Source organism: Gammaproteobacteria bacterium (assembly GCA_013214945.1).
In the GTDB taxonomy this organism is placed as follows: domain Bacteria; phylum Pseudomonadota; class Gammaproteobacteria; order Enterobacterales; family Psychrobiaceae; genus Psychrobium.
The window spans coordinates 122,310-145,702 of record JABSRT010000002.1 but is presented as its reverse complement, the minus strand read 5'-3'; the positions used below and the strand labels follow the sequence as shown (position 1 = coordinate 145,702).

Here is a 23,393-nt window from a genome sequence, read left to right as displayed (position 1 = left end):
TTGTTAGTTCCTTAGTTTTCTTAGTTTGTAGTCATTTTCAATCAGTAAATCACTTGCCAAATAAAACATAACTAGAATTACTGAACTTGATAGCACCGTGAATATATCAAGCCAATTGAGCACACGTGTAGCAGCCGGAATTGCAACTAACAGCAACATGCTAATCAGAATGGCTAAGCGCCATAAATGGATATTACTAATGGTTTGCTGCTTCGCAGCCCCCGAACAACCGCATTTCAGATCGCTTCTATTTTGGAGTAAATTCGCGGCTATTACCGAAAAATAGAGTAAGAGTATCGCCACAGCTAAGCTGCAAAAAACTGGGTACTTGGTCGATATAATCAACGACAGCGCAGCTAATCCTTCACCAGTAATTAATACCCACACCCAATGTTTTTGATAACCAATACCAGGTATGTTGAATTGGCCAACAATATTGATGTAATCCTCAATATTGCGGTATTTTTCAAATGCCGATGAGCAAAAAAGCCAGCAAAAAAATAAGACGATCGCAAGTTCTATGGTTAAGTCTGACATAAGACATCCTTATTTTGAATTTAGGTCGGTCGTGCTAAATATTGACAGGTTTTTTCCCCATGTCGAGATTTTTTAACAAATAAACAACATTTAATTTGTCTATTTGTTATTAATCAACAAGGTGAAATATCAAAAAATATTTTATTGATCGCTCGGCGGATTTTTAATGAGCTCAATAAACGATGCCTGTGCAATCGCAGTTAAACGCTCAATTGACGCGGTAAATTGCTTGTTAGCCCCGACAAACATCGTGTGCCCCTCAAGAGAGGCCGACATAAATAATGCAAGATCTTCAATCTGCTGAGTCGATAGCGCGGGATTAATCTGCGGGATTAATTTGGTAAAAGCGCTCCGCGCCTTTTGATAGACTTGCTCAACCACTAATGCTGCATATTTTTCATGATTAGCCAAAGCCCATAGCTCAGGAAACACGACCGTAGTACGCGGACTGGCTAAATCGTTAAAAATATATGCAACAATACTGGTTAGCTGTTTCGTCGGGCAAGCCTCGGTATCACTTAGGTAGCCATCAAATTCAACAAGATACGCTTCTAACAAATCTTCAAACATCGCTTCGACCAAGCATTGCTTGTTAGGGAAATGATAGGTTAAGTTACCAATACTAATTTGCGCCTTCGCCGCCACTTTTCTAATCGATAACGCGCCATAACCCTCTGTCGTAAATACATCAGTTGCAGCGGTGATAATTGATAAATAGGTTTCTTTACCACGTTCATATCTAGTCGTTCTTGGCATTGTTTTTTTTGTCATCAATATTATTCTCAATCTATTTATTATTCAGTAATTTATTTGTTTCCTGTCCATTCACTAACAACTCGCATGTTAATTTTATGTTGCTTTTTTGTTCGCCCTGTGTAAATTTAATTTAGGACGACCGAACTAAAACAGACCTTACCCACATAATATCACTATTGGGACATGGCTAAGACTGTTTGTTGTCGTTGTTATAAATTGGGATTAATTTAAGTGCCTCACTTCACTTAGTTAATCTTCTTTTTTAATCTGAATTTAGGACGACCGAACTATGTTCAATTTGATTGTATTAGCAAACAGAACCCTATTTAAGGTTCTTTTACTAGCAAGTTTCACGCTGCAAGCCGCAGATCTAGAAAATGAAACAATGGGCAAGATAGAAAAATTACCCATTAAGTATCCATCTAGCTGGATTTTTGCACATGACCCAAACTTTATTTCTCTCACCGAAGGCAAGGTTATACTTGTCGATGTCGGTAGCGTTAACAAGCACTACAAGGGCACAATCACTTCAGCTCAATTTGGCAGCTTTATTGCTTCAAGCTCGCGAAATGAGCTCTACTCGACCGAAACCTTTTACAGTAGAGGTACCCGAGGAAAACGCACCGACGTCTTAACCATTTCCGATAAAGACAATTTAGCGGTTATCGCTGAGTTAATCCTACCCGGGGGCAAACGCGGCCAAGTTGTTACCGAGAAAAATTCGTTACAGTTAGTTGATAACGATGACTTTCTATTAGTATTTAATTTTACCCCTGCCGCTTCTATATCAATCATTGATGTTGAGCAGCGAAAAATTTTAAATACCATTGATATCCCCGGCTGCAGCCTGATTTATCCAACCGGCCAGCGCGGTTTTAGCAGTTTGTGTGCTGATGGTGGCCTACTGAGTTTTCAGTTTGACCGTCAAGGAGAAATTATTGAGCAGTTTACGATCCCTCCATTTTTCGACGCTGCCAGCGATCCTCTGTTTGAAAAGAGTGTCTACATTAATGATACGGCTTACTTCCCAAGCTTCCTTGGAAAAATGCAACCGATAGATTTTTCTCAATCACAACCAAAAATATTACCCACTTGGTCATTGGTGACAGACAGCGAACGTCAAAAAAACTGGCGCCCTGGCGGTTGGCAAATTAGTACCAGTCACCCCGACGGACAAATTTATATCTTGATGCACCAAGACGGATATAACGGTAGCCATAAAGATGGTGGCACTGAAGTTTGGGTATTTAACGCCAAGAGCCACAAAAAGATAAAAACAATATCGTTAAAAAACCATGGTGTATCAATTGAAGTGACCACAGGTGAAAAACCTCTGTTGGTCGTGACTAATGCAGACATGAACCTTGATGTTTATAGCGCACAAAACGGTAAACACATTCGAATGATTGGCGCGATTGGCGTGATGCCCATTGTACTTCACGCCACTCAATAAAGGAGAAGATTATGAAGTTGTTCGATAAATTATTGACCAAGAGTTTAGACAAAAGAGTCGAAAACTCAGCACGTAAAGTTGCTCAGCTCAGTTCTCGTCGCAGCTTTATTACCAAACTAGGCGTTGGGTTAGTCGGGGTCAGCAGCATTCCTTTATTACCGGTCGCCAAAGCCGCTGGCAGCTCAGGTGCCTCTGGCGGTTATCCAGGGGTTGCCGGGCAAACAACCGGCAATGACAATGATCCCGGCGATCCAACGAGTTGCGATTACTGGCGCCATTGTGCCATCGATGGTTTCTTGTGCTCATGCTGTGGCGGCACCACTTCGTCTTGCCCCCCAGGCACGGAAATGTCACCGATTACCTGGATTGGTACCTGCCTTAATCCGGCAGACGGTAAACACTACATTATTTCTTATAACGATTGTTGCGGCAAAACTTCGTGCGGACGTTGTTTATGTAATAGAAATGAAAATGACAAACCGATGTATCGAGTATATGCCAACAACGATACCAATTGGTGTATCGGTAGCTCTAGTGAAACCTATGTGTGCTCAACAGCCGTTATTTTAGGCCTAGCAGCTGATTAAAGAGGTTTACATGAAAAAAATTATTGTTTTATGCGTCTTAATCATTACGACGAACAACGCCAACGCTGAAATCGAGCCTAAATCAGCACAAGTTAGTGTCGTTACCACCGCGCAAAGAGCCGAGTTTAATTATGCAATGAATTGCCGCGGTTGCCACGGACCAGAGGCCAAGGCAACTCATGCATCAGTACCCGACATGAATGGATTTATCGATCGATTTCTTGAAGTAGATGGTGGTCGTCAATACCTCATTCAGGTGCCTGGCGTTAGCCGTTCGGCCCTTTCTGATCAAGACACTGCCGATATTCTTAATTGGTTAATTCGAACGCAAGGACGCAGTAAAACAATAAAAAAACCATTCAGTGTGCAAGAAGTTTCAACGTTTAGAAAAAACCCTCTCGGTGCTAATGCCGCTGAAGTTAGAGCCGATTTAATTAAGAAAATAGAAAACCTAGCCAAGCCGTCATAGGCAAGCGCATCGATATTACCAATGACATTAAATTGATGATCTTGGTATTAACTCTTTCGGATCCAGCTACGGAAATGGCTGGCAAATTTAACATGAGCCAGCCGCGCTGGTCTGATGGGCGTTTTTACGGCAGTAATTAACAAAGGATAGATATTTATGTTAACTCAAAGCTACTTGTGTGGCGCAGCTAATGACCAGCTGATTTATCAAACCTTAGGTCAATATTTTGATCTGATTGTCAGTCGTTTTCCTGACAATCAAGCGCTGGTATCTTGCCATCAAGACATTCGGTGGACTTATCGTGAACTGCAACAACAGGTTGACCTTTTTGCCACCGGCTTACTAAAGCTAGGCTTAGAGAAAGGTGACCGACTAGGGATCTGGGGACCCAACAGCGCAGATTGGTTAATAACCCAGATGGCCAGTGCGAAAATTGGCGTTATTTTAGTCTGTCTAAATCCGGCATATCGCATATCAGAACTCGAATATGCTTTAAAAAAAGTCGAGTGCAAAGCGATAGTGACTGCGCCTAAATTTAAAAGCAGTGATTACTTAGACATGCTGCAACAGCTACTACCGGAACTGTCGCTATCACAGCCTGGCAAACTAAAGTCTGCGTTATTACCTGAGCTACGTCTCGTGATCCGAATGGGGGATGAAATCAGCCCGGGCATGTTCAATTTTAGCGATGTTGCGGCTTGCGGGACCGAGCAGCAGCACCAACAAATGGCTAAAATACAGCAGCAATTGTTGCCCGACGATCCAATTAACATTCAGTTTACCAGTGGCACCACCGGCTTTCCCAAAGGTGCGACTTTAAGTCACTGTAATATTTTAAACAATGCCTACCTTTGTGGGGTCGGCATGAAATTTAGCGATCAAGACCGGCTTTGTATTCCCGTGCCACTCTATCATTGTTTTGGCATGGTGCTGGGCAACCTTACCTGTATTACGCATGGGGCAACCATTGTGTACCCCAACGACGCTTTTGATCCCTTGCTTACGCTAAAAGCATGTGAGCAAGAGAAATGCACCGCCTTACACGGTGTGCCAACGATGTTTATTAGTGAACTTGATCATCCTCAATTTTCGTCTTTTAACTTAAAAACATTGCGAACAGGCATCATGGCTGGCGCCCCATGCCCGGTAGAAGTAATGAACCGAGTGATCAAGCAAATGAATATGAGCGAGATATTAATAGGTTACGGACAAACAGAACTTAGCCCGCTTAATCACTTAACGCTACCACATGATCCGATCGAAAAACGAGTCAATACAGTAGGCCGGGCAGTACCAAGGATCGAGGTAAAAATTATTAACGATGAGAATCACGTCGTTGCCATTGGCCAAAAAGGTGAAGTTTGCACCCGTGGTTATTCGGTAATGAAAGGTTACTGGAATGATCCCGAGCAAACGGCAAAAACTATCGATGATGCAGGATGGTTACATTCTGGCGACCTCGGGGTAATGGACGCAGCAGGTTACCTGACAATAGTCGGTCGGATAAAAGACATGGTGATCCGCGGCGGAGAAAACATTTATCCACGTGAGGTAGAAGAGTTTTTATATAGCCACCCCGATATTCAGGAGGTACAGGTTTTTGGCGTGCCAGATATACATATGGGCGAAGAGATCTGTGCTTGGATAAAAACCAAAGTGAGTAACACCCTAACCGGCGAGCAAGTCAGAACCTTTTGCCAAGGGAAAATAACCCACTATAAGGTTCCCCGTTATATCGAGTTTGTGCAAGATTATCCAATGACGGTAACCGGTAAAATTCAAAAATTTAAGATGCGTGAAACGATGATACAGCAACTAAAAAATAATCAATAAGGATTTATTATGTCTATATACTCATTACTAATCGACGGTGAACTTGTACAAAGCAGCGAGCAATTATCAGTCATCAATCCAGCAACTGCCGAAGTGTTTGCCACTTGTCCCAAAGCGACACCCGACTTAATTGAGCACGCGGTAACTCAGGCAAAAATAGCTCAAACAACTTGGCAATTTAGTGATATTTCAGCCCGACAGCGAATGATCCTTCAGCTGGCTGATAAATTAGAACAACATGCCGATGAACTCGCGTCATTAATCACTCAGGAACAAGGCAAACCACTAAGCGAAGCTGCATTTGAAGTAAGCTACAGTTGCGTTTTCTTACGTGCCTTCGCTGCGATGACTCTGCCTGTTACTGTGCTTAATGATGATGCCGATAATCGCATCGAAGTTCACCGCGTGCCATTAGGGGTAGTTGTTGGTATTGTCCCTTGGAATTTTCCGCTGATGATTGCCGCTTTTAAATTAGCGCCAGCGGTACTTGCCGGTAACAGTTTTATTTTAAAGCCAGCTGCCACTACCCCACTAAGCTCACTTAAGCTTGGTGAATATTGTCAGCAAATATTTCCTGCCGGCGTGGTCAATGTGTTAACCGACAATAACGACCTTGGTCATTTATTAACGGCTCATCCTGATGTCGCTAAAATCAGCTTTACTGGATCAACAGTAACCGGTAAAAAAGTGGCTGCGGCTGCCGCACAAAATTTAAAACGTATTACCCTCGAACTTGGTGGCAATGACGCAGGCATCGTACTTGGCGATGTTGATCCGAAAAAAGTTGCCCCGCTGATTTTTCACAGTGCCTTTATGAATGCCGGACAAGTATGTATTGCCTTAAAGCGTCTTTATGTTCATCGTTCTATTTATCAAGAAATGGTTACGCAATTATCGCTGCTTGCTAAACAGACGGTCGTTGGCTGCGGTTCTCAACCCGGTATCACTATGGGTCCAATCCAAAATGAAGCTCAATACAATAAGATAAAACTGTTGCTCGACACCGCTCATACGCACGGAACGGTTACAGCAGGTGGCAAGGTAATCCAAGGCAATGGTTATTTCGTTGAGCCGACCATTGTCAGCGAAATAACAGAAGGTAACATTCTAGTCGACGAGGAACCCTTCGGTCCGATCTTACCCGTGATGGTTTTTGATGATCTCGACGAAGTGATCAACCGTGCTAACAATACTAAATTTGGTTTGGGTGGTTCGGTTTGGTCAAATGATATTAAATTGGCGACTGAGCTTGCCAATAAGCTCGAATGTGGCACCGCTTGGATAAATCAGCATGCAGTATTTGGCCCATTCGCTCCTTTCGCTGGCGCTAAAGAGTCTGGAATTGGCGTCGAGTTTACTGAGCAAGGTTTACATGAGTTTACCCAATTAAAGGTTATCAATGTGGTGAAGTCTCTTGTTTAAGTTTCTAGGTTAAGTCTCTAGATTAATTCTCTTGGCTCAATATTTAACTCAGCGGTAATTTAGCCGATTGAAGTGCTGCACAATAGTCCGGTTTTTAGTCCCGTTTTGTTGTGCAGCTACAATGAGTATTTATTAGCGAAAAAGCTAACTAATATCATAGCAAGATAAACATTTAAGTTAGGGTTTTAACACTGTCTCGCTCAACCAGGGCAGGTTCGAGCTTAATCACTTGATTGTTTTGTCGTTTGGTTTTTATTTTATCGAGCAATGTATCAACGGCTTGCTGACCTAAACGATGCTTAGGTTGATGGATAGTGGTCAACGACGGGGTCATGTATTTGGCTAAGTTAATATCGTCATAACCAATAATTGATAAATCATCGGGTACTGACAGTCCTTTTTTACTCGCGGCATTGATAACGCTTAACGCCATCATGTCGTTACAAACAAATAACGCCGATGGCAATGGCCCTCTGGCATACAAGGTAGCAAACGCCTGCTCACCACCTTCACATTCAAAATCACCAGCAGCAATCCAAGCCGGATTAATCGCCAGTCCCGCTTCGTTCATTGCCTGGGTAAAACCCGAATAACGTTGCTGGGCGGTCAGTTTATCGAGCACGCCGGTAATGCAACCGATTTCAGTATGGCCTTTAGCAATTAAATGCTGAGTGGCAATGTAACCACCGCGATGGGAGTTATCCTGTATTTTATCACAGGGAAAATGAGTCGGGCCCCAGTCCATCACTACCGTAGGCACGGGCTTGTGACGTTCAAACAAGTTAAACCCTTGGCTTTCTACTTCGCTGCACATTAATAACAGACCATCGACCCGTTTTTGCAACAAGGTATCAAGGTTCGCGTGCATCCGTGTTATATCGCCTTCGGTATTACACAAAATAAGCGTATAACCTTGCTCGTAGCAGCGCAATTCAACGCCCTTTAGCACTTCACCAAAAAATGGATTGGTTGAGGTGGTCACCAGCATGCCAAAAGTTTTGGTGCTGTTAATCTTTAAACTGCGCGCCAACGCTGAAGGGGCATAACGCAGTTCATCGACCGCCGTTTTAACCCGGGCTGAAACACCATCACTAACATAGCGAGTTTTATTGAGCACATGACTAACGGTCGACGTTGATACGCCGGCATGTTTTGCCACATCTTTAATTGTCGCCATAAAATACCCTTATTAATCAGACCAAAATAGCTAATACATTATAAAACAAGCTGGTAATAACTCAGCGCTAATTAACTGTGTTGTTGCAAAAAACGAATCACTTCGTCTTGTTGCGGAATAGATGTTTGTGCACCTTTGCGTGTTACTGATATTGCAGCAGCAGCGTGAGCAAAGACAATAGCGTCATCAAGTGACTTATCATTTTGTAATGCCACGAGCAATGCACCATTAAAAGTATCGCCTGCTGCAGTGGTATCGGTCGCAGTAACACTAAACCCTTTAACTTGCTGGCCTACGCCGGCTTGACTCAGCCAAACGCCTTCACTGCCTAAGGTGATCAGCACTAAATTAATGCCTTTGTCATGTAATACATTAGCGGCGGTTTGCGCCGAATCCATATCAACGACCTTAATACCAGTCAGTATTTGTGCTTCGGTTTCATTAGGGGTGATCATATCAACCAGCGCTAACAACTGATCAGACAATTGCTGAGCAGGGGCTGGATTTAACACCACTTGCGTGCCAGCTTGATGCGCGATCTTAGCCGCGGCTTCAATGGTGGCAATGGGTGTTTCTAGCTGCATTAATAAAATATTAGCATTTTCAATCAGTGCATGATGAGGTGCTAACCGTTGTGGTGTTAAACAACTATTTGCTTCAGCAGCAATGCAAATGCTGTTTTCTCCGGTTGCGGCTACTTGAATCATCGCGACGCCGGTAAGTTGGTTTTTTTCAACCATCACCGCATGAGTATCGATGCCATCCGCGCTAAAATCTTTAATCATTTGATGGCCAAATGCGTCATCACCAACACAGGCAATAAAGGCAATATCAGCACCTAAGCGCGCCGCAGCAACAGCCTGATTAGCCCCTTTACCTCCAGGGATAATGCGATAACCATGCCCTAGCAAAGTTTCCCCTGGCTGCGCAAAAGTAGCAACTTCAAGCACATGGTCAGCGTTTACGCTACCCAAAACAACTAACTTACTCATTTGTTAACCTTATCATCAGAAATAAAAAACGGCGGAGCTCTCTAGTCACACTTTATACCGCCTGACTAGAACGCTCGCCATCTTGCTATTACTTAGTGATCACTTGCAGTGATACTGGAATGCTCTTAGCAACAGTTTGACCTTTTAATACTTTGTCAGCTGTTTCGATACCTAACGCACCAATTAGTGCAGGCTGTTGGGCAATAGTTGCGCCAAGGATGCCACGCTTAACTGCTGCAACGCCGTCTTTAGTGCCGTCAAAACCAACGATTAATACTTTTTTACCTGATGCTTGTATTGCACGTAATGCGCCTAATGCCATTTCATCATTTTGAGCGAAAACAGCTTGCACATTTGGGTTAGCGGCTAGCATGTTTTCCATCACGTTAAGTCCTTTTGCACGGTCGAAATCAGCAGGCTGACTACCCAGTAATTCCATCTTGTTGCTTGCAACTGCTTGCATAAATCCTTGGCCACGCTCACGAGCAGCAGAAGTACCAGCAATACCTTCTAATTGGATTACTTTAACATTAGCGCCCAATGTGTCAGCAATATATTGACCGGCTAGTGCACCACCAGCAACGTTGTCAGAAGCAATATGGCTAACGACTTCACCACGGCTTGCACCACGGTCTAATGTTAGTACTGGCACACCAGCGCGATTAGCAATGCGAATGGCATTTGATACTGCATCTGAATCGGTTGGGTTAATTAAGATAGCTTTAACGCCACGTACCGTAAGATCTTCAACATTCGCTAATTCTTTGCTTGGATCGTTTTGTGAATCAAGCACGATTAGTTTGTAGCCTAATTCTTTAGCTTTAACTTCTGCGCCTTCTTTCATGGTTACAAAGAATGGGTTGTTCAAGGTAGATACTACCATCGCTAAAGTGTCTTGCGCTAAAGCGGCTGAGCTAACTGAGGCTGAAACCACTGCTGCTGTTACTAGGGTTGCTAACTTTTTCATTCGATTTTCCTTTTTTTATTGTTAAATCTGCTGCCACGACAATAGCGCCGAGGCAATAACAGATGGGGTTATTTATTTTTGGTATCGACTAACACCGCTAGCAGAATAACGACTGCTTTAGCGATCATTTGGTAATAAGAAGAAACGTCTAACAAATTTAATGCGTTATTTAAAAAGCCTATGATCAAGGCACCAATCAACGTGCCCATAATTCGGCCGCGGCCCCCAGCAAGACTAGTGCCTCCGAGTACCACTGCCGCAATTGCATCTAGTTCGTAGCCCATGCCTGCCGTAGGCTGGGCTGATGACAGCCGAGACGCAACAATTAAGCCAGCTAAAGCCGCTAACATGCCACAAATTGCATAAACCCCAATTTTGACCTTGTCGACATCGATGCCCGACAAACGCGTTGCTGATTCATTGCCACCTAAGGCATAAACGTAACGTCCAAATCGGGTATGGTTTAATAAATACCACACCGCGCCAAAGACTATGATCATCAACCAAACTGGTACCGGAAGTCCCAGTAAGTAACCGGTTCCGATCCATGAGAAGTCATCGGCAACATCAGTGAAACCAGTAGAAATAGGTCGACCATCGGTATACACCATGGTAACGCCACGCAATAATGTCATGGTCACCAAGGTCGCAATAAAAGCCTGTACCTTGCCTTTGGCAATAATCACTCCACTAAGAGCACCTAGGCCTGCGCCCGCTAATAATGCGATAGGCACAGCAAACATCACCGGCACTTCCATGCTGATTAATGTGGCGGCAAAGGCACCACACAGCGCTAAAATTGAGCCGACGCTTAAATCAATACCTGCGGTTAAGATCACTAGGGTCATGCCGACAGCGATAATGGCATTAACCGATGTTTGTCTTAAAATATTAAGAATATTACCCATCGTGAAAAAATTAGGGTTAAGAAAAGACACGACAGTAATCAACAAAATTAATGCGATCAGTGATTTTTGATCGATTAACCATGCTTTACTAAAAAGCTTGTTACCTATTAGCTGATTGCTAGTCGCCGCCTGCTGTTTTTTACTCATGGCCTTACCGCTCATTGTGCTACCTCATTAATATTTTTACCAACGGCGCACGCCATCAGTTTTTCCTGCGTTGCATGGTCGGCCATAAATTCACCGCTGATACCGCCTTGATGCATCACTAAAATACGATCACTCATGCCCAGAATTTCCGGCATTTCTGACGACACCAAAATAATGCTCATGCCTTTGGCTTTAAACTGGTTAATTAACTGATAAATTTCCTTCTTCGCGCCGACATCTACCCCACGGGTTGGCTCATCAAGAATAAGTACCTTAGGCTGAGTCATTAACCCCTTGGCTATTGCCACTTTTTGTTGATTGCCTCCGGACAAATTACCAATTATTTGCTCACGACTTGGCGTTTTTATATTAAATAAACCAATAAAATCTTCGACCGCCGCAACTTCTTTGGCATGATCGAGCTGAACGCCTTTCGATAGCTGCTTTAAGGCGCAAAGAGACATATTTTCTTTAACCGACAAGCCCAAAATTAAGCCATCGCCTTTTCGATCTTCCGATATATAAGCAATACCATTGGCCAAACCTTCGAGCGGTGTTTTCGGACAGATAGACTTACCGTCGATAATAACTTCGCCTGACTGACGAGCAAGCGCCCCGTAGATCGTTTTCATTAGCTCGGTTCGACCAGCGCCCATCAAGCCAGAGATCCCGAGGATCTCGCCATGATCTAAACTAAAACTAATATCATTAAGGCCAGGTGCGTTAAGGTTTTTCACCTCGAGGCAAGTAGTGCCATGATCCGCGTCAACCCGGGGATATAATTCGTCTAAGCGACGGCCAACCATCATTTCGATTAAGCCGTCTTCATCGATGTCGGTTACCTGGGTTTGGGCAATAAACTTGCCATCACGTAATACGGTAATATCGTCACAAATCTCAAAAATCTCTTTTAGTCGATGCGAAATATACACAACGCCACAGCCATCATTACGTAATTCCTTGATGACCTGAAATAACGATTGAGTTTCGGTCTCGGTTAATGCATCGGTTGGCTCATCCATGATGATGACCCGTGATTTAAATGAGAGCGCTTTGGCAATTTCTACCATTTGCTGCTCTCCTAAACTCAGTTCACCCAATAATTGACGCGAGCTGTGTTTAACATTTAACCGCTGCAATAAGGCATCGGCGTCCTGATACATTTGGGCCCACTTTATGCCGCCAAAGGCATTGGTTTTTTCACGCCCTAAGAAGATATTTTCAGCAATGGTCAGCTCGGGCAACAAGTTGAGCTCTTGATGAATAATACTAATGCCCACCGCCTGAGAATGGCGCGGACCATCAAAACTTACCACTTGGCCCTGATAATAAATCTCGCCCTGATCAATCGAATAAATTCCGGTCAACACTTTCATTAAAGTTGACTTACCAGCGCCATTTTCACCAAGCACAGCCATGACTCGGCCAGGGTAGACATTAAGACACGCATTATCGAGCGCTTTAACCCCTGGAAATGATTTTACAATGCCACTGAGTTTTAAAATTGGTTGCGTCATGTCAGTCCCTACGCTTATTTGTAGATAAATACACTTAGTTAGCCCTGCTAAAAAGCTACGCCTGATTGAAAAATAACATTCGCATAAGGGGTACATTCTCCAGTACGGATCACCGCTTTGCTCGCGTGAGTCTGCTGCTTAAATTGCTCATGGTCGATATAAGAGATCACAATTTTGTTATCCGTTAATGCTTGCTCATTGGCAATAACATCTAGCAACTGTTGATGCAGTTCAGGGCTGATACTGCTCAACTCTTTAGCTAATATCACACCCTCTATTTGCATCTCACTCAATACCGCTTTGACAGTCGCGATAAAAGTTGGCACCCCAGGGATAAGGGCAAGATCAATCCGTTGCGTTATAGCTGGGATCGGTAAACCCGCATCACAGATCGTAATTTCATCAGTATGACCAAGCCGTGCTACTAGGTGAGACAGCTCGGCATTAATGAGTGAGTTTTTCTTCATGGTGACGCCTTGATTATGATTATTGATGATCTACGGTGGATCCATCGTCCAATTGAGCTGAAACAGTGTTTCAACATCAATTACAACTGCCATCGAAACGTTTACGCAAACGTTTCGATGGCAAATGCGGAATATAGTACATAATGTGCAAAAGCACAAATAAGACGAGCAACAAGATTTGTTTTTTCGCTGACAAGGTCTTATTTTCGGCCCTAACTTTGCTATATTCTCTGCTTTTAGTTGTTACTAGCTTATTGATTTTACAACCTATCGCGTTTTCATGGCTCGGATCATGACTTTAATATTTAGTGATAAAAAAAGCCCAGTGATGACTAAGCAAAACTGGGCTTGTGCGATGATGTACCGATTAAGACCAACACTATCATTAAATCAACCTACGCCATCCGACTTCTTGTTATGTTGTCTAGTAGAAGAAGAGTGGTCAAATGGGTCGTGCGGCTAATTGCTCTGGCGTCGCATAAATAGTAATACCTTCGTCATTCAACCTTTCTAAATGACGATAAAAATCATTGCCGTCAATCGCCCACGAAGTTGACTGTCCAACCTGAGCAATCGTTAATAGCTCTTTACTGGTGAACTCTTGCCAAAAGTACTCACGAAGATCACTGCGTCCTTTATTATCAATGCGCCGCGGCAAAAAATCGATATCTAACGGACGGATAGGCACTTCAATCACCTCATTATTTTCGTTACGACATTTAAGCTGACATTCGGCCATTCGGACCGGCAAAGGAAAGTCATCAGCTAAGCTGTCTTCGAGCATATGATAAAAGGTGATCGGTCCCATCGATACACCCAAACCTAAAACCTTGCCTTTTAGTTCAAGAAATCGAGCCCAGGGTGAACCTTCACCAAAGACCGAAGGAGCCAAATGATGAGCTTCGGTGATAAATTTACTATTTGCCCCGATCGCAGATACAGAATGAGTGGGATGTAAACTGCGCTCAACTCCTGGGTATTTCAAAACAGCTTCAGGCAAGCGCCCAATATTAGTGCCATGTTTACGCGGGTCAAAGATATAATCTTCCATTTTACAGGTGGCATAAATAGTTCCGCCTGGCAGATAGTAGGTCGGAAATATAATGGTGCCCGATGGCGATACCACCTGATAAAGCGCTTCAATTAAAGTGCGTGGCCCTCCTTCGACATAACCCAAACTTTTTAAAGAAGAGTGAACAAATAAGGTATCGCCTTTTTTTATCCCTAATTTCGCAATATCTGTAATTAACTGTTCAAGCGTAATAGTTTTTGCGCTATTTTTTACTTCAAACTGGCGACGAATCCGATGTACAGCTTTAAGTACTTTTTTAACGCTGTCTTTAGTTAACTGTAACAATGCTTTCATTTTCATCAACCTTAATATCCATCATAGCGGCATCAATAAAAAACTTTGCGGCCCAGTTTAAATACTGGTAATTACCGTAAGCACCATCGAGCGGGAAGGCGCCTTTTACGCCACCTTGGATTGATTTGTCCCCTTGCACCACCATTGAGCGTCGAACATAAGCGGTTAAACGCTTAGCCGCCAACAACAACTTTGGATTAGCTTTTACATCATTTAAAATAAACAAACATGCGGCAATTTGACTGCTACCGGTTAAACAAACCCATTCAACTTCGGGTTGCCACTGCGGGTCAAACCGTCCGGCCAAATAACCATCGTCTGCTACCTGCTCAGCTAACGCATTGGCAGTAAGTAAAGCCGCGTCTAGTAACTGTTGATCCTTGCTCCACAGGTAACCCTCGATAACACCGCGCAACACATATCCAAGCGTATGAGTAAGCGGCGCCTGTGGCTGATCGAGACAGCACGAACCAAACCAGCCATTGGCGGTTTGCTTAGTTAGGGCCCACTTTACTTGCTTGAGTCCCGTTTCACCGTATAACCTGTCAGGCTCTATTTTTGCCGCTTCAAACAATCCCCAAGACACATGCGTTTCATAGGCTTTTTCTCCTGGAGCAGCATAGGGCGTGGCATGTTTACGCCAACAACCATCATCATCAATGGTCTTAACTAACCAGTCGCCAGCCATTAACATCGCCGCGCGATACTTATCTCCGACCTCGGTCACGCCGCTAACTAAGCCAATCAAAATTTGCCCAGTATTAAAAGTCACTGGCACAACGGGAGTCGCATCAATTTTTCCCGCCTGAAATCCACCACAAGCTAATTGAATATCGACACACCAATCAAGAGCCAGAATAGCACTTAATTTTGCTTCGTGATCGTTAAAACGTTGAGCGTATGTCAGCAAGGTCGGGATAATGTAGCCCGTCGTTTCAGGGTAAGATGTTGACCAACGATCGGTGACAAGATTAAAGTCTCGCGCATAACCGCCGTCATCTGAAGCAGAGCATTGCTGCGCGGTTTTCAACCACCCCACCGCCGCGATGATACATGCTTGGGAGCCCGGATCGGTCTGACTCAATCCTTGATGATCTTGCCGGCGTGCTGCGCGGGTTTTCATCGGCAATGAAATTTCAAATTCCAGTTTGTTTTTAATTGCTTTGATCTTTTTTAACATTACGGGTCCATCCTGTTTAAATCATCGATATATATATATTGCTTTTATCGTCCAATCCAATTGCAATTGTCGTGGCTAAAAGTGCGGCAGCTAGCAAAAAATTATTCACGTATGAGAAAATAGAGATATAAAGTATCTTCATTAATGAAAATACTAGCGTCAGAGAGCCTCTGTGACACTGCAAAAAATCAAGTGTCGATATAAAAAGAGTAGATGCGGTCATTGATAAAAGCAAGAATGTGCAATAGATGGTTGGTGCATTCGCTATCGTTACTAAACGAAATGATGTTCTCTGGCTAAGTTAGAAAAACGAGTATAAGACGCTCGCGAAGTTTCAACATCGAGATTAGACTAATGCAGCAGCATATTGCACAATAATAGCAAGTGATACCATTTTGATTAAATAGATGATTATTGTTCAGAGATAATAGAATATGCTGTGCTAAGCTGTGGGCGTTTATATTTAAGACTAAAACGACAAAAGCCCGGCCATGACTTAACATAACCGGGCTTTCTAAATGTGGCAGGGGTGGAGAGACTCGAACTCCCAACCATCGGATTTGGAATCCGCTGCTCTACCAATTGGAGCCACACCCCTGCGAACGAAATGAATTATACATAAGGGAACTTAAAGGTAAAGTTCTTTTATGCTTAAATTACATCAACCGCCGATAATTCAGCCAGTTCGTATAAAATATTGGCGGATCGGCGGTAATATAATGCTTAATGATCGCTCAACGCGACTTTAGTGCCTAAACCAAGCAAGATAAAACCAGATCCCGCTTCAATGCCTCTCGCGTACTTCAACGCTTGGGCATTATTAAACATAACATGGCCCAAACACGCATAAACAACATTACAACCAGTCGCTAACACCGTAAATAACAAACCAAGCACCACCAATTCTTTAGTCGCCGTCGCTGACGTTATATCAATAAACTGCGGTAAAAAGGCTAAAAAGAACATTGCTACTTTCGGATTAAAGATACTAACAATAACCCCCTGCTTAAAAACATTTTGGCTGGTGCTGTCGTTGACACTGTCTTTAGCGATAAAGCTAGATTGGCCACGATAGGCGTTGAGTATTGATGAAATCCCTAAATACAATAAATAGGCCGCGCCGATATATTTAACAATGTTAAACAGCAAGGTCGAGCTGAGGATTAACGCCGACAAGCCCAAGACTGCAGCTACCGTATGCAGCAAGTAACCAACGCCTAGGCCTAACGCAGCCTCAATACCTAATTTTAGCTGCCCTTTCATGGTATTTGACACAATATAAACAACATCGGGACCGGGAATTAAGTTAATTGATAATGATGCCAGTCCAAACACCAGCAACGTATTAAGATCCATATTGTCTCCGAGTAAATACAAATTGTGCTCTTTAGGGTTAGTCTAAATAATCACCGTATAATCCGCAACTGTCACGGCAGAGCGTTTTAAATATAACGCAGGTATTGGTCACGATATCGGTGCATGTGGAGTAAACCGTATTTTTCATGGACGAAAAATTGAACGTCTACAGACATATTCACCGCGAGTTTACGTAATATGCATCTAAATTATATTGCGCTTGCCCTGCCGCAACTGTCATTGCTGGCTGGATTAATGACCTTTTGAGACTTTATTTTCGTTACTACTCGCAAAGATCACACATGGGTATTTCTTTTAGGATCACATGCCTCTAAAATATCAGCCTTATTAATATGAGGTAGCTAATGACGATTCAACAATGCGCGACAAGCCAACAACAAACCAGCCACAATGATACCCGGATTATCGCACTAATGGTGTTACTGGTGTTATTTAGCCCGTTGGCGATCGACATCTATCTACCGGCGCTGCCGCAAATTAGCCAAGACTTAGGTGTGTCAGCGACTTTAGCGCAAGATACTATTACTTGGTTTATGTTCAGCCTTGGTTTTGGGCAGCTATTTGCAGGCCCTTTAGCCGATCGTTATGGCCGCAGGCCCATCGCTTTAGCAGGTATTGCAATTTATGGTCTTAGCTCATTATTAGCTTGGTATGCCCAACATATTGAGCTAATGCTAACAGCCCGAGTTATTCAAGGGCTCGGCGCTTGTGCGACCTCGGTAGCCGCTTTTGCTGCGGTTCGCGACAGCTTTGGCGCCAAGCGCAGTGGTCAAATGATCAGCTACCTTAACGGCGCTATTTGTTTTATTCCGGCCTTAGCCCCAATTTTTGGTGGCTGGTTAACTCACCAATTTGGCTGGCGCTCTAACTTTAGTTTCATGGCTGCCTTTGCGCTCGTTAGCTTGGTCATCATTAGTGTTTACTTTAAAGAAACTCGCCCAGCCCATACTAATACTCAAGGTCGCTTGATTAGTCTTAGTCGCTACTTTAGTGTACTTAAACACCCTATATTTATTTTTCATGCTTGTTTATGCATGTTAGCGATGGCTGTTATTTTAGCCTATGTTACTTCGGCTCCAGTATTGTTAATGATTGAGCAGGGATTAACGATGGCCCAGTTTACGGGCTGGTTTAGCCTTAACGCCTTCTTTAATATTATCGCGTGTTTTACCGCCCCGGTGTTCATGGCCAAGTACGGTTCTCGCCCAGCATTAATTCTAGGTTTAAGCGTATTAATATTTTCTGGCTTGCTGATGTTTGGTTTAAGCGGCATCAACGAACCCTGGGCCTTTATGGTACCAATATTTTTCTCATCAATCGGCTTTGCTTGGACCTTGGGTTCTGCTGCGGGTACCGCATTGGCACCCTTTGGTGACAGAGCCGGTACTGCCGCGGCATTGTTGGGATTATTTCAAATGAGTGGCGCGAGTGCGATTGTTGGTTTATTACAGCGATTGGACATAAGCCCGGTGATGTTATTGTCATTACTGATGTTTTCTTTATTACCGGGTTTACTGATTTTGTTGTCTGAACAAGGACGGCAATGGCACCTGATAGAAGATTAAAGTAACGGCTGCTAACTTTTACAGCGTAATAAAACCTCAACATCGCCTTGCTGGCGGTGCAGCCCGAAATAACGAATGTTCGAGCGGGCGACCGACAAAGTGTCGAGCCTTAACACTTTAGAACCATAGGTCACTGGCACAAATTGCAATGCCAGTGCATCTTGTTCTTTGACCACCGACAAGACCAGATAAGTCGGATCCCATGCCACTGTCGCGTCAAATTTCTGCGCCAAGCTGCTCGCCTGTGACTTGGTCGTCTCACAAGTCACTTTATTGGTTAAGGCATCGACCTGTGGCCAGTTTCGATAACAACCAGTCAACGCCAAACTTGCCAACACCACGTAACACGCTCTAATCATTGTCATACTCTATGTTTGTTACTGTTATTAATACTTAATATTAAGCCTTAGCAGCAGCCGAGGCAATCAATTGTATGCCACGCATAAAAAAGCCGCGGCTTACCAGCAGCGGCGACTTTCAACTTAGCTAAATTAACTGCGCCTTACACTAAATCTAGTGCTTGGCTCACATCGGCGATAATATCTTCAATGCTCTCAATACCGACTGAAATACGGACTAAGTCGCGGCTAACACCCGCTGCCGCTAATTCTTGATCATTGAGCTGACGGTGCGTAGTAGATGCCGGATGACAGGCTAATGATTTAGCATCGCCAATATTGACCAAACGTAAGATCATCTTGAGGCCATCAATAAATTTACCGCCGCCTTCAAGACCGCCTTTAAGGCCAAAACTTAAAATTCCAGATGCTCGGCCACCAGTAATTTTCTGGCACACCTCATAATATGGACTATCGGGTAATGCGGCATAATTTACCCATTCTATTTTTTCGTGGCTATTCAAGTAGTGCGCTAGCGCCATCGCATTTTCACAATGACGATCCATCCGTAAACCTAAGGTTTCCAGCCCCTGCAAAATTAAAAACGAGTTAAAAGGTGAAATAGCCGCACCAGTATTTCGTAGCGGTACTACGCGACAACGACCAATATACGCCGCTTCGCCTAAGGCTTCGGTATATACCACGCCATGATATGACGGATCGGGTTCGTTCATCATCGCAAAGCGTTCTTTGTTGGCCACCCAGTCAAACTTGCCAGAGTCGACAATAATGCCACCAATAGAGGTGCCATGACCGCCAATATATTTGGTTAATGAATGAACCACAATGTCGGCGCCCAGTTCAAACGGTCGACATAAATATGGGGTCGCCACGGTATTATCAACAATCAATGGCAGGCCATGTTTATGAGCAATTGCTGCTAATTTTTCAATATCAACAATGTTGCCTGCTGGGTTGCCGATCGATTCACAAAATATCGCGCGGGTGTTGGCATCAATCGCTCGCTCAAAACCGTCAAAGTCATCAAACGAGACCATTCTCACGTCAATGCCTTGCTTGGGAAAGGTATGAGCAAACAGGTTATAACTGCCACCATAAAGCTGGCTAGTGCTGACAATATTAGTGCCCACTTCGCAAATACATTGAATAGCGTAAGTAATAGCGGCCATGCCCGACGCGACAGCCAACGCACCAATACCGCCTTCCATTGCAGCGACTCGTTGTTCAAGCACACTGCTGGTTGGATTCATGATTCGGGTATAAATATTACCGGCAACTTTAAGATCGAATAAATCAGCGCCATGCTGAGTATCGTCAAAGGTAAAAGATGTGGTCTGATACAAGGGTACCGCGGCAGCCTTGGTGGTTGATTCTGACTCATATCCATGGTGTAGTGCTAACGATTCTAACTTCATTATAATCCCTCTAATGTTAAGTTTTATCTTATATTATTGTCAGCCAATCTTAACTTGCCCCAATCAATAAAACACTATACTAAATGCTTATATTTCAACCTTTACTATTAAATTGCGTTGCAACCCATTCCTTAACCTCGGCAAAGCGATAACGTTCGAGCTGCGCAAACCCCGTTAAAGAACGAGCCCGCAAGCGAGTGAATATTGGGGTTGGCAAGCCACACAAAAACCGCGCCAACAATACCGCGCTAACTTGCTCACCGAGCTTGTCACTGATCGCTTGAGTTAATTGGCTAAAGTTTAACTGTGCTAATGGCGGTAGCTCTGGCGCCGGCGGCAGTTGAGCCACCAAACCAGCACACGTTGAGCAATGACCACAGGCTTGGGTAAGTCGAGAATCGGCAAAGTAATGGCATAACTGCTGCGACAAGCAGCTATCACTGGCAAAAAAGGCCAACAATTGATGAATTCGGTCAATTTCGCTGGTTTCTTTATCAATAAAGCGTTTGGCCAGCTTAGCGGCAAGCTGTTCAAGATCAAAGTTCGATTCTAATACCTGATAAACCTGAGTCAGCTGTTTAGTTTGCAGCTCAATCAATCCTTGCTGATCCATATAATCAAGCGCACTAACCACTCGGCTGCGCTCACTGGCATATTGGCTATTAAGGGTATCGAAATTAACCGTAGCCCAAAGTTTTTTCTTGTCAGCACTGTCGAATATAGCGCGTACAAAGTCAGCGCGCTCGCCCTTAAATTGATCCACAATTTGCGGCTGTGCCACTAATTGTTTGTATTTATACTCGGCAAAGTAATTATAAAGCGGTTTAATCACCCCTAGAATTTCTAAATATACCAATAACGTTTTCAAGCTTAGCAAACGAATATTAGCCGCGCTAGACAGGCTATGATCGATAACTTCCCATTGCTCTGACTGTTGGCTTGATTGCGCACTTGAGTGCTGCGCGATTTGCGCCAGCACGTATTTAATCGCCTGCGGCTCAGGGGTATCACCGTAAACAAAGTTCTCTAATACATTGATATTATCGTTATTGGCTAACACTAAGCACTGTGAACTGGCGCCATCACGCCCTGCTCGGCCGATTTCCTGGGCATAATTCTCAATTGATTTTGGTAAATCATAATGCGCGACAAACCGAATATTACTTTTGTCGATGCCCATGCCAAAAGCAATAGTGGCGACAATGATTTTAATGTCGTCCTGCATAAATTGCGCTTGAATATGCTGGCGCTGGTCACTGGGCATGCCCGCATGATATGCCTGAGCGCTGATACCACGCTGTGATAACTGCGCGGCGACCTGCTCTGCTGTTTGTTGCAACGTCACGTAAACAATGCCCGATTGCCCTTGATGTTGGCCCAGCCAATGCTCAAGCCTAGCTATTTTTTGGTCACTACTGACACCTTGTACCGCTAAATTAAGGTTGGGTCGGTAAAAACCAGTGAGCGTAATATTGGCTGGCGCAATCGCAAACTTACGTCCCATGTCACTGATGACTTTCGGGGTCGCTGTTGCCGTTAATAACAAGGTTTGCGCAATATCAAATTGTTGGCGATAGTGAGGTAATTTCAAATAGTCAGGCCGAAAATTATGGCCCCATTCTGAAATACAATGCGCTTCGTCGACCACTAATAACGAAATAGGGATCCGGGCCAAAAATTGACGAAAACGTTCATTGTTAAACCGCTCAACCGAAATCATTAAAATTTTGATTTGGCCCTCACGTACTCCCTGCATTACGTCATTGACCTCTTCGCGCGAAAGTGTTGAATCAATGCTGGCTGCACTAATGCCTTTGCTTTTAATAAACGCGAGCTGATCTTGGATCAGCGCCAACAAAGGTGAAACCACTAAGGTTAAATGCGGCAGTTGAGTCGCTGGCAATTGATAACATAAAGACTTGCCTGAACCCGTCGGGAATATCGCCGCGGCACTATGCCCTTGCAGTATCGCGTTAACCACTTGCTCCTGACCGGGACGAAAGGTACTAAAACCGAAATATTGCGACAATAATTGTTCTGATGAGTGTGACATGATGTTAGATCCTAAAATTGCGCGACAGGGTTTAAATTGGTGATATTAAAACAGCGATAGCCGAAAATAAACTGAACTAAGTGATGCGATGTTATACGACAAAAGGCAAGACCGCCGTTTATTTAGAGGGTAATCCACAGCTACCCTACCATTAAACGACGACTTTACATGTGATTGGTTACTACCAAAACCAGCCTGAGCTCGGTAAGTTGTCTTTGCACTTACGATACTGTCCCGCGTAACGTTTAGCACGTGACTGTACTTTTTTGGCCACTTTTTTTAGCCAAGGTTTTTTGTTGTAAGACTTGCGACGGTAACCGCCCCAGCCTTCATGATAATTAAGATACTGACTATAAGCGTTCCATTTCGAGACACCGTTAATTTTATGGCTTTGATACATATACCAACCCATAAAATCCATTGCGTCATCAAAGTTATCTCGATTGCCCCAGCTATTGCCCGTTGCTTTAACGTAATCGCCCCAAGTTATAGTTTTGGCCTGCGAATAACCGTAAGCCGTGCTCGGGCGTCCGTACGGAATAAAACCTAAAAAATAACGCATTGGCGGGCGCGCATCGGCTCGAAATGAACTTTCCTGATACATCATTGCAAATGGTACGTGCACCGGCACGCCCCATTTTTCTTTGGTGCTAATCGCGGCGTCATGCCAATCGGGCTTTTCATGAAAAATAGCACAGATATTTTCTGGATTAGCCGGCGGAGAGGTAGAACAACCACTAAGCAACAAGCCAACCACAACCAATAAAGCTAGCTTGCAGTGACTTATTTTTTCACTTAACACTCGAGTACTATGGTGCATTAATGCGATCCTTGCGTGGCCTAAAC

General features: G+C 43.8%; 21 protein-coding genes and 1 tRNA gene. 6 read left to right on the top strand and 16 right to left on the bottom strand.

Annotation, left to right across the window (positions count from 1 at the left end):
* Positions 1–3: 3 nt before the first annotated feature.
* Together HRU23_01425 and HRU23_01420 are read right to left on the bottom strand one after the other, a co-directional pair.
* The gene (locus HRU23_01425) at positions 4–537 is read right to left on the bottom strand and encodes a hypothetical protein (GenBank protein ID NRA52779.1); all 534 of its coding nucleotides are present in this window, start codon (positions 535–537) and stop codon (positions 4–6) included.
* A 141-nt stretch (positions 538–678) separates the two neighbouring features.
* Complete coding sequence (locus tag HRU23_01420) at positions 679–1,308, bottom strand: TetR/AcrR family transcriptional regulator (protein ID NRA52778.1); 630 nt, start codon at positions 1,306–1,308, stop codon at positions 679–681.
* Positions 1,309–1,582: 274 nt separating this feature from the next.
* Between HRU23_01420 and HRU23_01415 the strand changes: the two genes are divergently transcribed.
* The 5 genes from HRU23_01415 to HRU23_01395 all read left to right on the top strand — a co-directional run bounded on the left by HRU23_01415 (position 1,583) and on the right by HRU23_01395 (position 7,057).
* Positions 1,583–2,746: an amine dehydrogenase gene (locus HRU23_01415; GenBank protein NRA52777.1), complete on the top strand. Its 1,164-nt coding sequence runs from the start codon at positions 1,583–1,585 to the stop codon at positions 2,744–2,746.
* A gap of 11 nt (positions 2,747–2,757) precedes the next feature.
* On the top strand, positions 2,758–3,333 hold the full coding sequence (locus HRU23_01410) for a methylamine dehydrogenase (amicyanin) light chain (protein ID NRA52776.1): 576 nt from the start codon (positions 2,758–2,760) through the stop codon (positions 3,331–3,333).
* 10 nt (positions 3,334–3,343) lie between these two features.
* The gene (locus HRU23_01405) at positions 3,344–3,802 is read left to right on the top strand and encodes a hypothetical protein (GenBank protein ID NRA52775.1); all 459 of its coding nucleotides are present in this window, start codon (positions 3,344–3,346) and stop codon (positions 3,800–3,802) included.
* A gap of 156 nt (positions 3,803–3,958) precedes the next feature.
* Positions 3,959–5,635 (top strand): AMP-binding protein, encoded by a 1,677-nt coding sequence (locus tag HRU23_01400; protein ID NRA52774.1) that lies wholly within the window; start codon positions 3,959–3,961, stop codon positions 5,633–5,635.
* Between the two features lie 9 nt (positions 5,636–5,644).
* A complete protein-coding gene (locus tag HRU23_01395; protein NRA52773.1) occupies positions 5,645–7,057 on the top strand; it encodes an aldehyde dehydrogenase family protein in 1,413 nt (470 codons plus the stop codon).
* A gap of 172 nt (positions 7,058–7,229) precedes the next feature.
* On the opposite strand, the gene HRU23_01390 is transcribed toward HRU23_01395, so the two are convergent.
* The 10 genes from HRU23_01390 to HRU23_01345 form a co-directional block, all read right to left on the bottom strand.
* The gene (locus tag HRU23_01390) at positions 7,230–8,234 is read right to left on the bottom strand and encodes a substrate-binding domain-containing protein (protein ID NRA52772.1); all 1,005 of its coding nucleotides are present in this window, start codon (positions 8,232–8,234) and stop codon (positions 7,230–7,232) included.
* Between the two features lie 71 nt (positions 8,235–8,305).
* Positions 8,306–9,226 (bottom strand): ribokinase, encoded by a 921-nt coding sequence (rbsK, locus tag HRU23_01385; protein ID NRA52771.1) that lies wholly within the window; start codon positions 9,224–9,226, stop codon positions 8,306–8,308.
* Positions 9,227–9,314: 88 nt separating this feature from the next.
* Positions 9,315–10,193 carry a ribose ABC transporter substrate-binding protein RbsB gene (gene rbsB, locus HRU23_01380; protein ID NRA52770.1) on the bottom strand — a complete coding sequence of 293 codons (879 nt, stop codon included), beginning with the start codon at positions 10,191–10,193 and terminating at the stop codon, positions 9,315–9,317.
* A gap of 68 nt (positions 10,194–10,261) precedes the next feature.
* A complete protein-coding gene (rbsC, locus tag HRU23_01375; GenBank protein ID NRA52769.1) occupies positions 10,262–11,263 on the bottom strand; it encodes a ribose ABC transporter permease in 1,002 nt (333 codons plus the stop codon).
* Positions 11,260–12,765, bottom strand: coding sequence for a ribose ABC transporter ATP-binding protein RbsA (rbsA, locus tag HRU23_01370; GenBank protein NRA52768.1), 1,506 nt, complete (start codon positions 12,763–12,765; stop codon positions 11,260–11,262). Before rbsA ends, rbsC begins: the two co-directional genes overlap by 4 nt.
* 47 nt (positions 12,766–12,812) lie before the next feature.
* Positions 12,813–13,232 (bottom strand): D-ribose pyranase, encoded by a 420-nt coding sequence (gene rbsD, locus HRU23_01365; GenBank protein NRA52767.1) that lies wholly within the window; start codon positions 13,230–13,232, stop codon positions 12,813–12,815.
* Positions 13,233–13,674: 442 nt separating this feature from the next.
* Positions 13,675–14,598 (bottom strand): AAC(3) family N-acetyltransferase, encoded by a 924-nt coding sequence (locus HRU23_01360; protein NRA52766.1) that lies wholly within the window; start codon positions 14,596–14,598, stop codon positions 13,675–13,677.
* Complete coding sequence (locus tag HRU23_01355) at positions 14,573–15,778, bottom strand: hypothetical protein (GenBank protein ID NRA52765.1); 1,206 nt, start codon at positions 15,776–15,778, stop codon at positions 14,573–14,575. Before HRU23_01355 ends, HRU23_01360 begins: the two co-directional genes overlap by 26 nt.
* A 521-nt stretch (positions 15,779–16,299) precedes the next feature.
* Positions 16,300–16,376 (bottom strand) — tRNA-Trp (locus tag HRU23_01350).
* 125 nt (positions 16,377–16,501) lie between these two features.
* Positions 16,502–17,134: a LysE family translocator gene (locus HRU23_01345; protein NRA52764.1), complete on the bottom strand. Its 633-nt coding sequence runs from the start codon at positions 17,132–17,134 to the stop codon at positions 16,502–16,504.
* Positions 17,135–17,499: 365 nt separating this feature from the next.
* Here HRU23_01345 and HRU23_01340 point away from each other — a divergent pair, with 365 nt between their 5' ends.
* Positions 17,500–18,720 (top strand): multidrug effflux MFS transporter, encoded by a 1,221-nt coding sequence (locus tag HRU23_01340; protein ID NRA52763.1) that lies wholly within the window; start codon positions 17,500–17,502, stop codon positions 18,718–18,720.
* 11 nt (positions 18,721–18,731) lie between these two features.
* On the opposite strand, the gene HRU23_01335 is transcribed toward HRU23_01340, so the two are convergent.
* The 4 genes from HRU23_01335 to HRU23_01320 form a co-directional block, all read right to left on the bottom strand.
* Positions 18,732–19,079, bottom strand: coding sequence for a hypothetical protein (locus tag HRU23_01335; protein NRA52762.1), 348 nt, complete (start codon positions 19,077–19,079; stop codon positions 18,732–18,734).
* Between the two features lie 143 nt (positions 19,080–19,222).
* Positions 19,223–20,494 carry an aminotransferase class I/II-fold pyridoxal phosphate-dependent enzyme gene (locus HRU23_01330; protein NRA52761.1) on the bottom strand — a complete coding sequence of 424 codons (1,272 nt, stop codon included), beginning with the start codon at positions 20,492–20,494 and terminating at the stop codon, positions 19,223–19,225.
* A gap of 94 nt (positions 20,495–20,588) precedes the next feature.
* Positions 20,589–22,547: a RecQ family ATP-dependent DNA helicase gene (locus tag HRU23_01325; protein ID NRA52760.1), complete on the bottom strand. Its 1,959-nt coding sequence runs from the start codon at positions 22,545–22,547 to the stop codon at positions 20,589–20,591.
* A 181-nt stretch (positions 22,548–22,728) separates the two neighbouring features.
* Positions 22,729–23,334 carry a hypothetical protein gene (locus HRU23_01320; GenBank protein NRA52759.1) on the bottom strand — a complete coding sequence of 202 codons (606 nt, stop codon included), beginning with the start codon at positions 23,332–23,334 and terminating at the stop codon, positions 22,729–22,731.
* Positions 23,335–23,393: the final 59 nt, after the last annotated feature.

What these genes read in the sequence shown, in the direction of transcription:
- rbsD (NRA52767.1), bottom strand. Translation starts at nt 13,232, where the DNA reads ATGAAGAAAAACTCACTCATTAATGCCGAGCTGTCTCACCTAGTAGCA.
- HRU23_01395 (NRA52773.1), top strand. Translation starts at nt 5,645, where the DNA reads ATGTCTATATACTCATTACTAATCGACGGTGAACTTGTACAAAGCAGC.
- rbsA (NRA52768.1), bottom strand. Translation starts at nt 12,765, where the DNA reads ATGACGCAACCAATTTTAAAACTCAGTGGCATTGTAAAATCATTTCCA.
- rbsB (NRA52770.1), bottom strand. Translation starts at nt 10,193, where the DNA reads ATGAAAAAGTTAGCAACCCTAGTAACAGCAGCAGTGGTTTCAGCCTCA.
- HRU23_01425 (NRA52779.1), bottom strand. Translation starts at nt 537, where the DNA reads ATGTCAGACTTAACCATAGAACTTGCGATCGTCTTATTTTTTTGCTGG.
- HRU23_01390 (NRA52772.1), bottom strand. Translation starts at nt 8,234, where the DNA reads ATGGCGACAATTAAAGATGTGGCAAAACATGCCGGCGTATCAACGTCG.
- HRU23_01340 (NRA52763.1), top strand. Translation starts at nt 17,500, where the DNA reads ATGACGATTCAACAATGCGCGACAAGCCAACAACAAACCAGCCACAAT.
- HRU23_01355 (NRA52765.1), bottom strand. Translation starts at nt 15,778, where the DNA reads ATGTTAAAAAAGATCAAAGCAATTAAAAACAAACTGGAATTTGAAATT.
- HRU23_01325 (NRA52760.1), bottom strand. Translation starts at nt 22,547, where the DNA reads ATGTCACACTCATCAGAACAATTATTGTCGCAATATTTCGGTTTTAGT.
- HRU23_01420 (NRA52778.1), bottom strand. Translation starts at nt 1,308, where the DNA reads ATGACAAAAAAAACAATGCCAAGAACGACTAGATATGAACGTGGTAAA.
- HRU23_01360 (NRA52766.1), bottom strand. Translation starts at nt 14,598, where the DNA reads ATGAAAGCATTGTTACAGTTAACTAAAGACAGCGTTAAAAAAGTACTT.
- HRU23_01405 (NRA52775.1), top strand. Translation starts at nt 3,344, where the DNA reads ATGAAAAAAATTATTGTTTTATGCGTCTTAATCATTACGACGAACAAC.
- rbsC (NRA52769.1), bottom strand. Translation starts at nt 11,263, where the DNA reads ATGAGCGGTAAGGCCATGAGTAAAAAACAGCAGGCGGCGACTAGCAAT.
- rbsK (NRA52771.1), bottom strand. Translation starts at nt 9,226, where the DNA reads ATGAGTAAGTTAGTTGTTTTGGGTAGCGTAAACGCTGACCATGTGCTT.
- HRU23_01410 (NRA52776.1), top strand. Translation starts at nt 2,758, where the DNA reads ATGAAGTTGTTCGATAAATTATTGACCAAGAGTTTAGACAAAAGAGTC.
- HRU23_01330 (NRA52761.1), bottom strand. Translation starts at nt 20,494, where the DNA reads ATGAAGTTAGAATCGTTAGCACTACACCATGGATATGAGTCAGAATCA.
- HRU23_01400 (NRA52774.1), top strand. Translation starts at nt 3,959, where the DNA reads ATGTTAACTCAAAGCTACTTGTGTGGCGCAGCTAATGACCAGCTGATT.
- HRU23_01415 (NRA52777.1), top strand. Translation starts at nt 1,583, where the DNA reads ATGTTCAATTTGATTGTATTAGCAAACAGAACCCTATTTAAGGTTCTT.
- HRU23_01335 (NRA52762.1), bottom strand. Translation starts at nt 19,079, where the DNA reads ATGATTAGAGCGTGTTACGTGGTGTTGGCAAGTTTGGCGTTGACTGGT.
- HRU23_01345 (NRA52764.1), bottom strand. Translation starts at nt 17,134, where the DNA reads ATGGATCTTAATACGTTGCTGGTGTTTGGACTGGCATCATTATCAATT.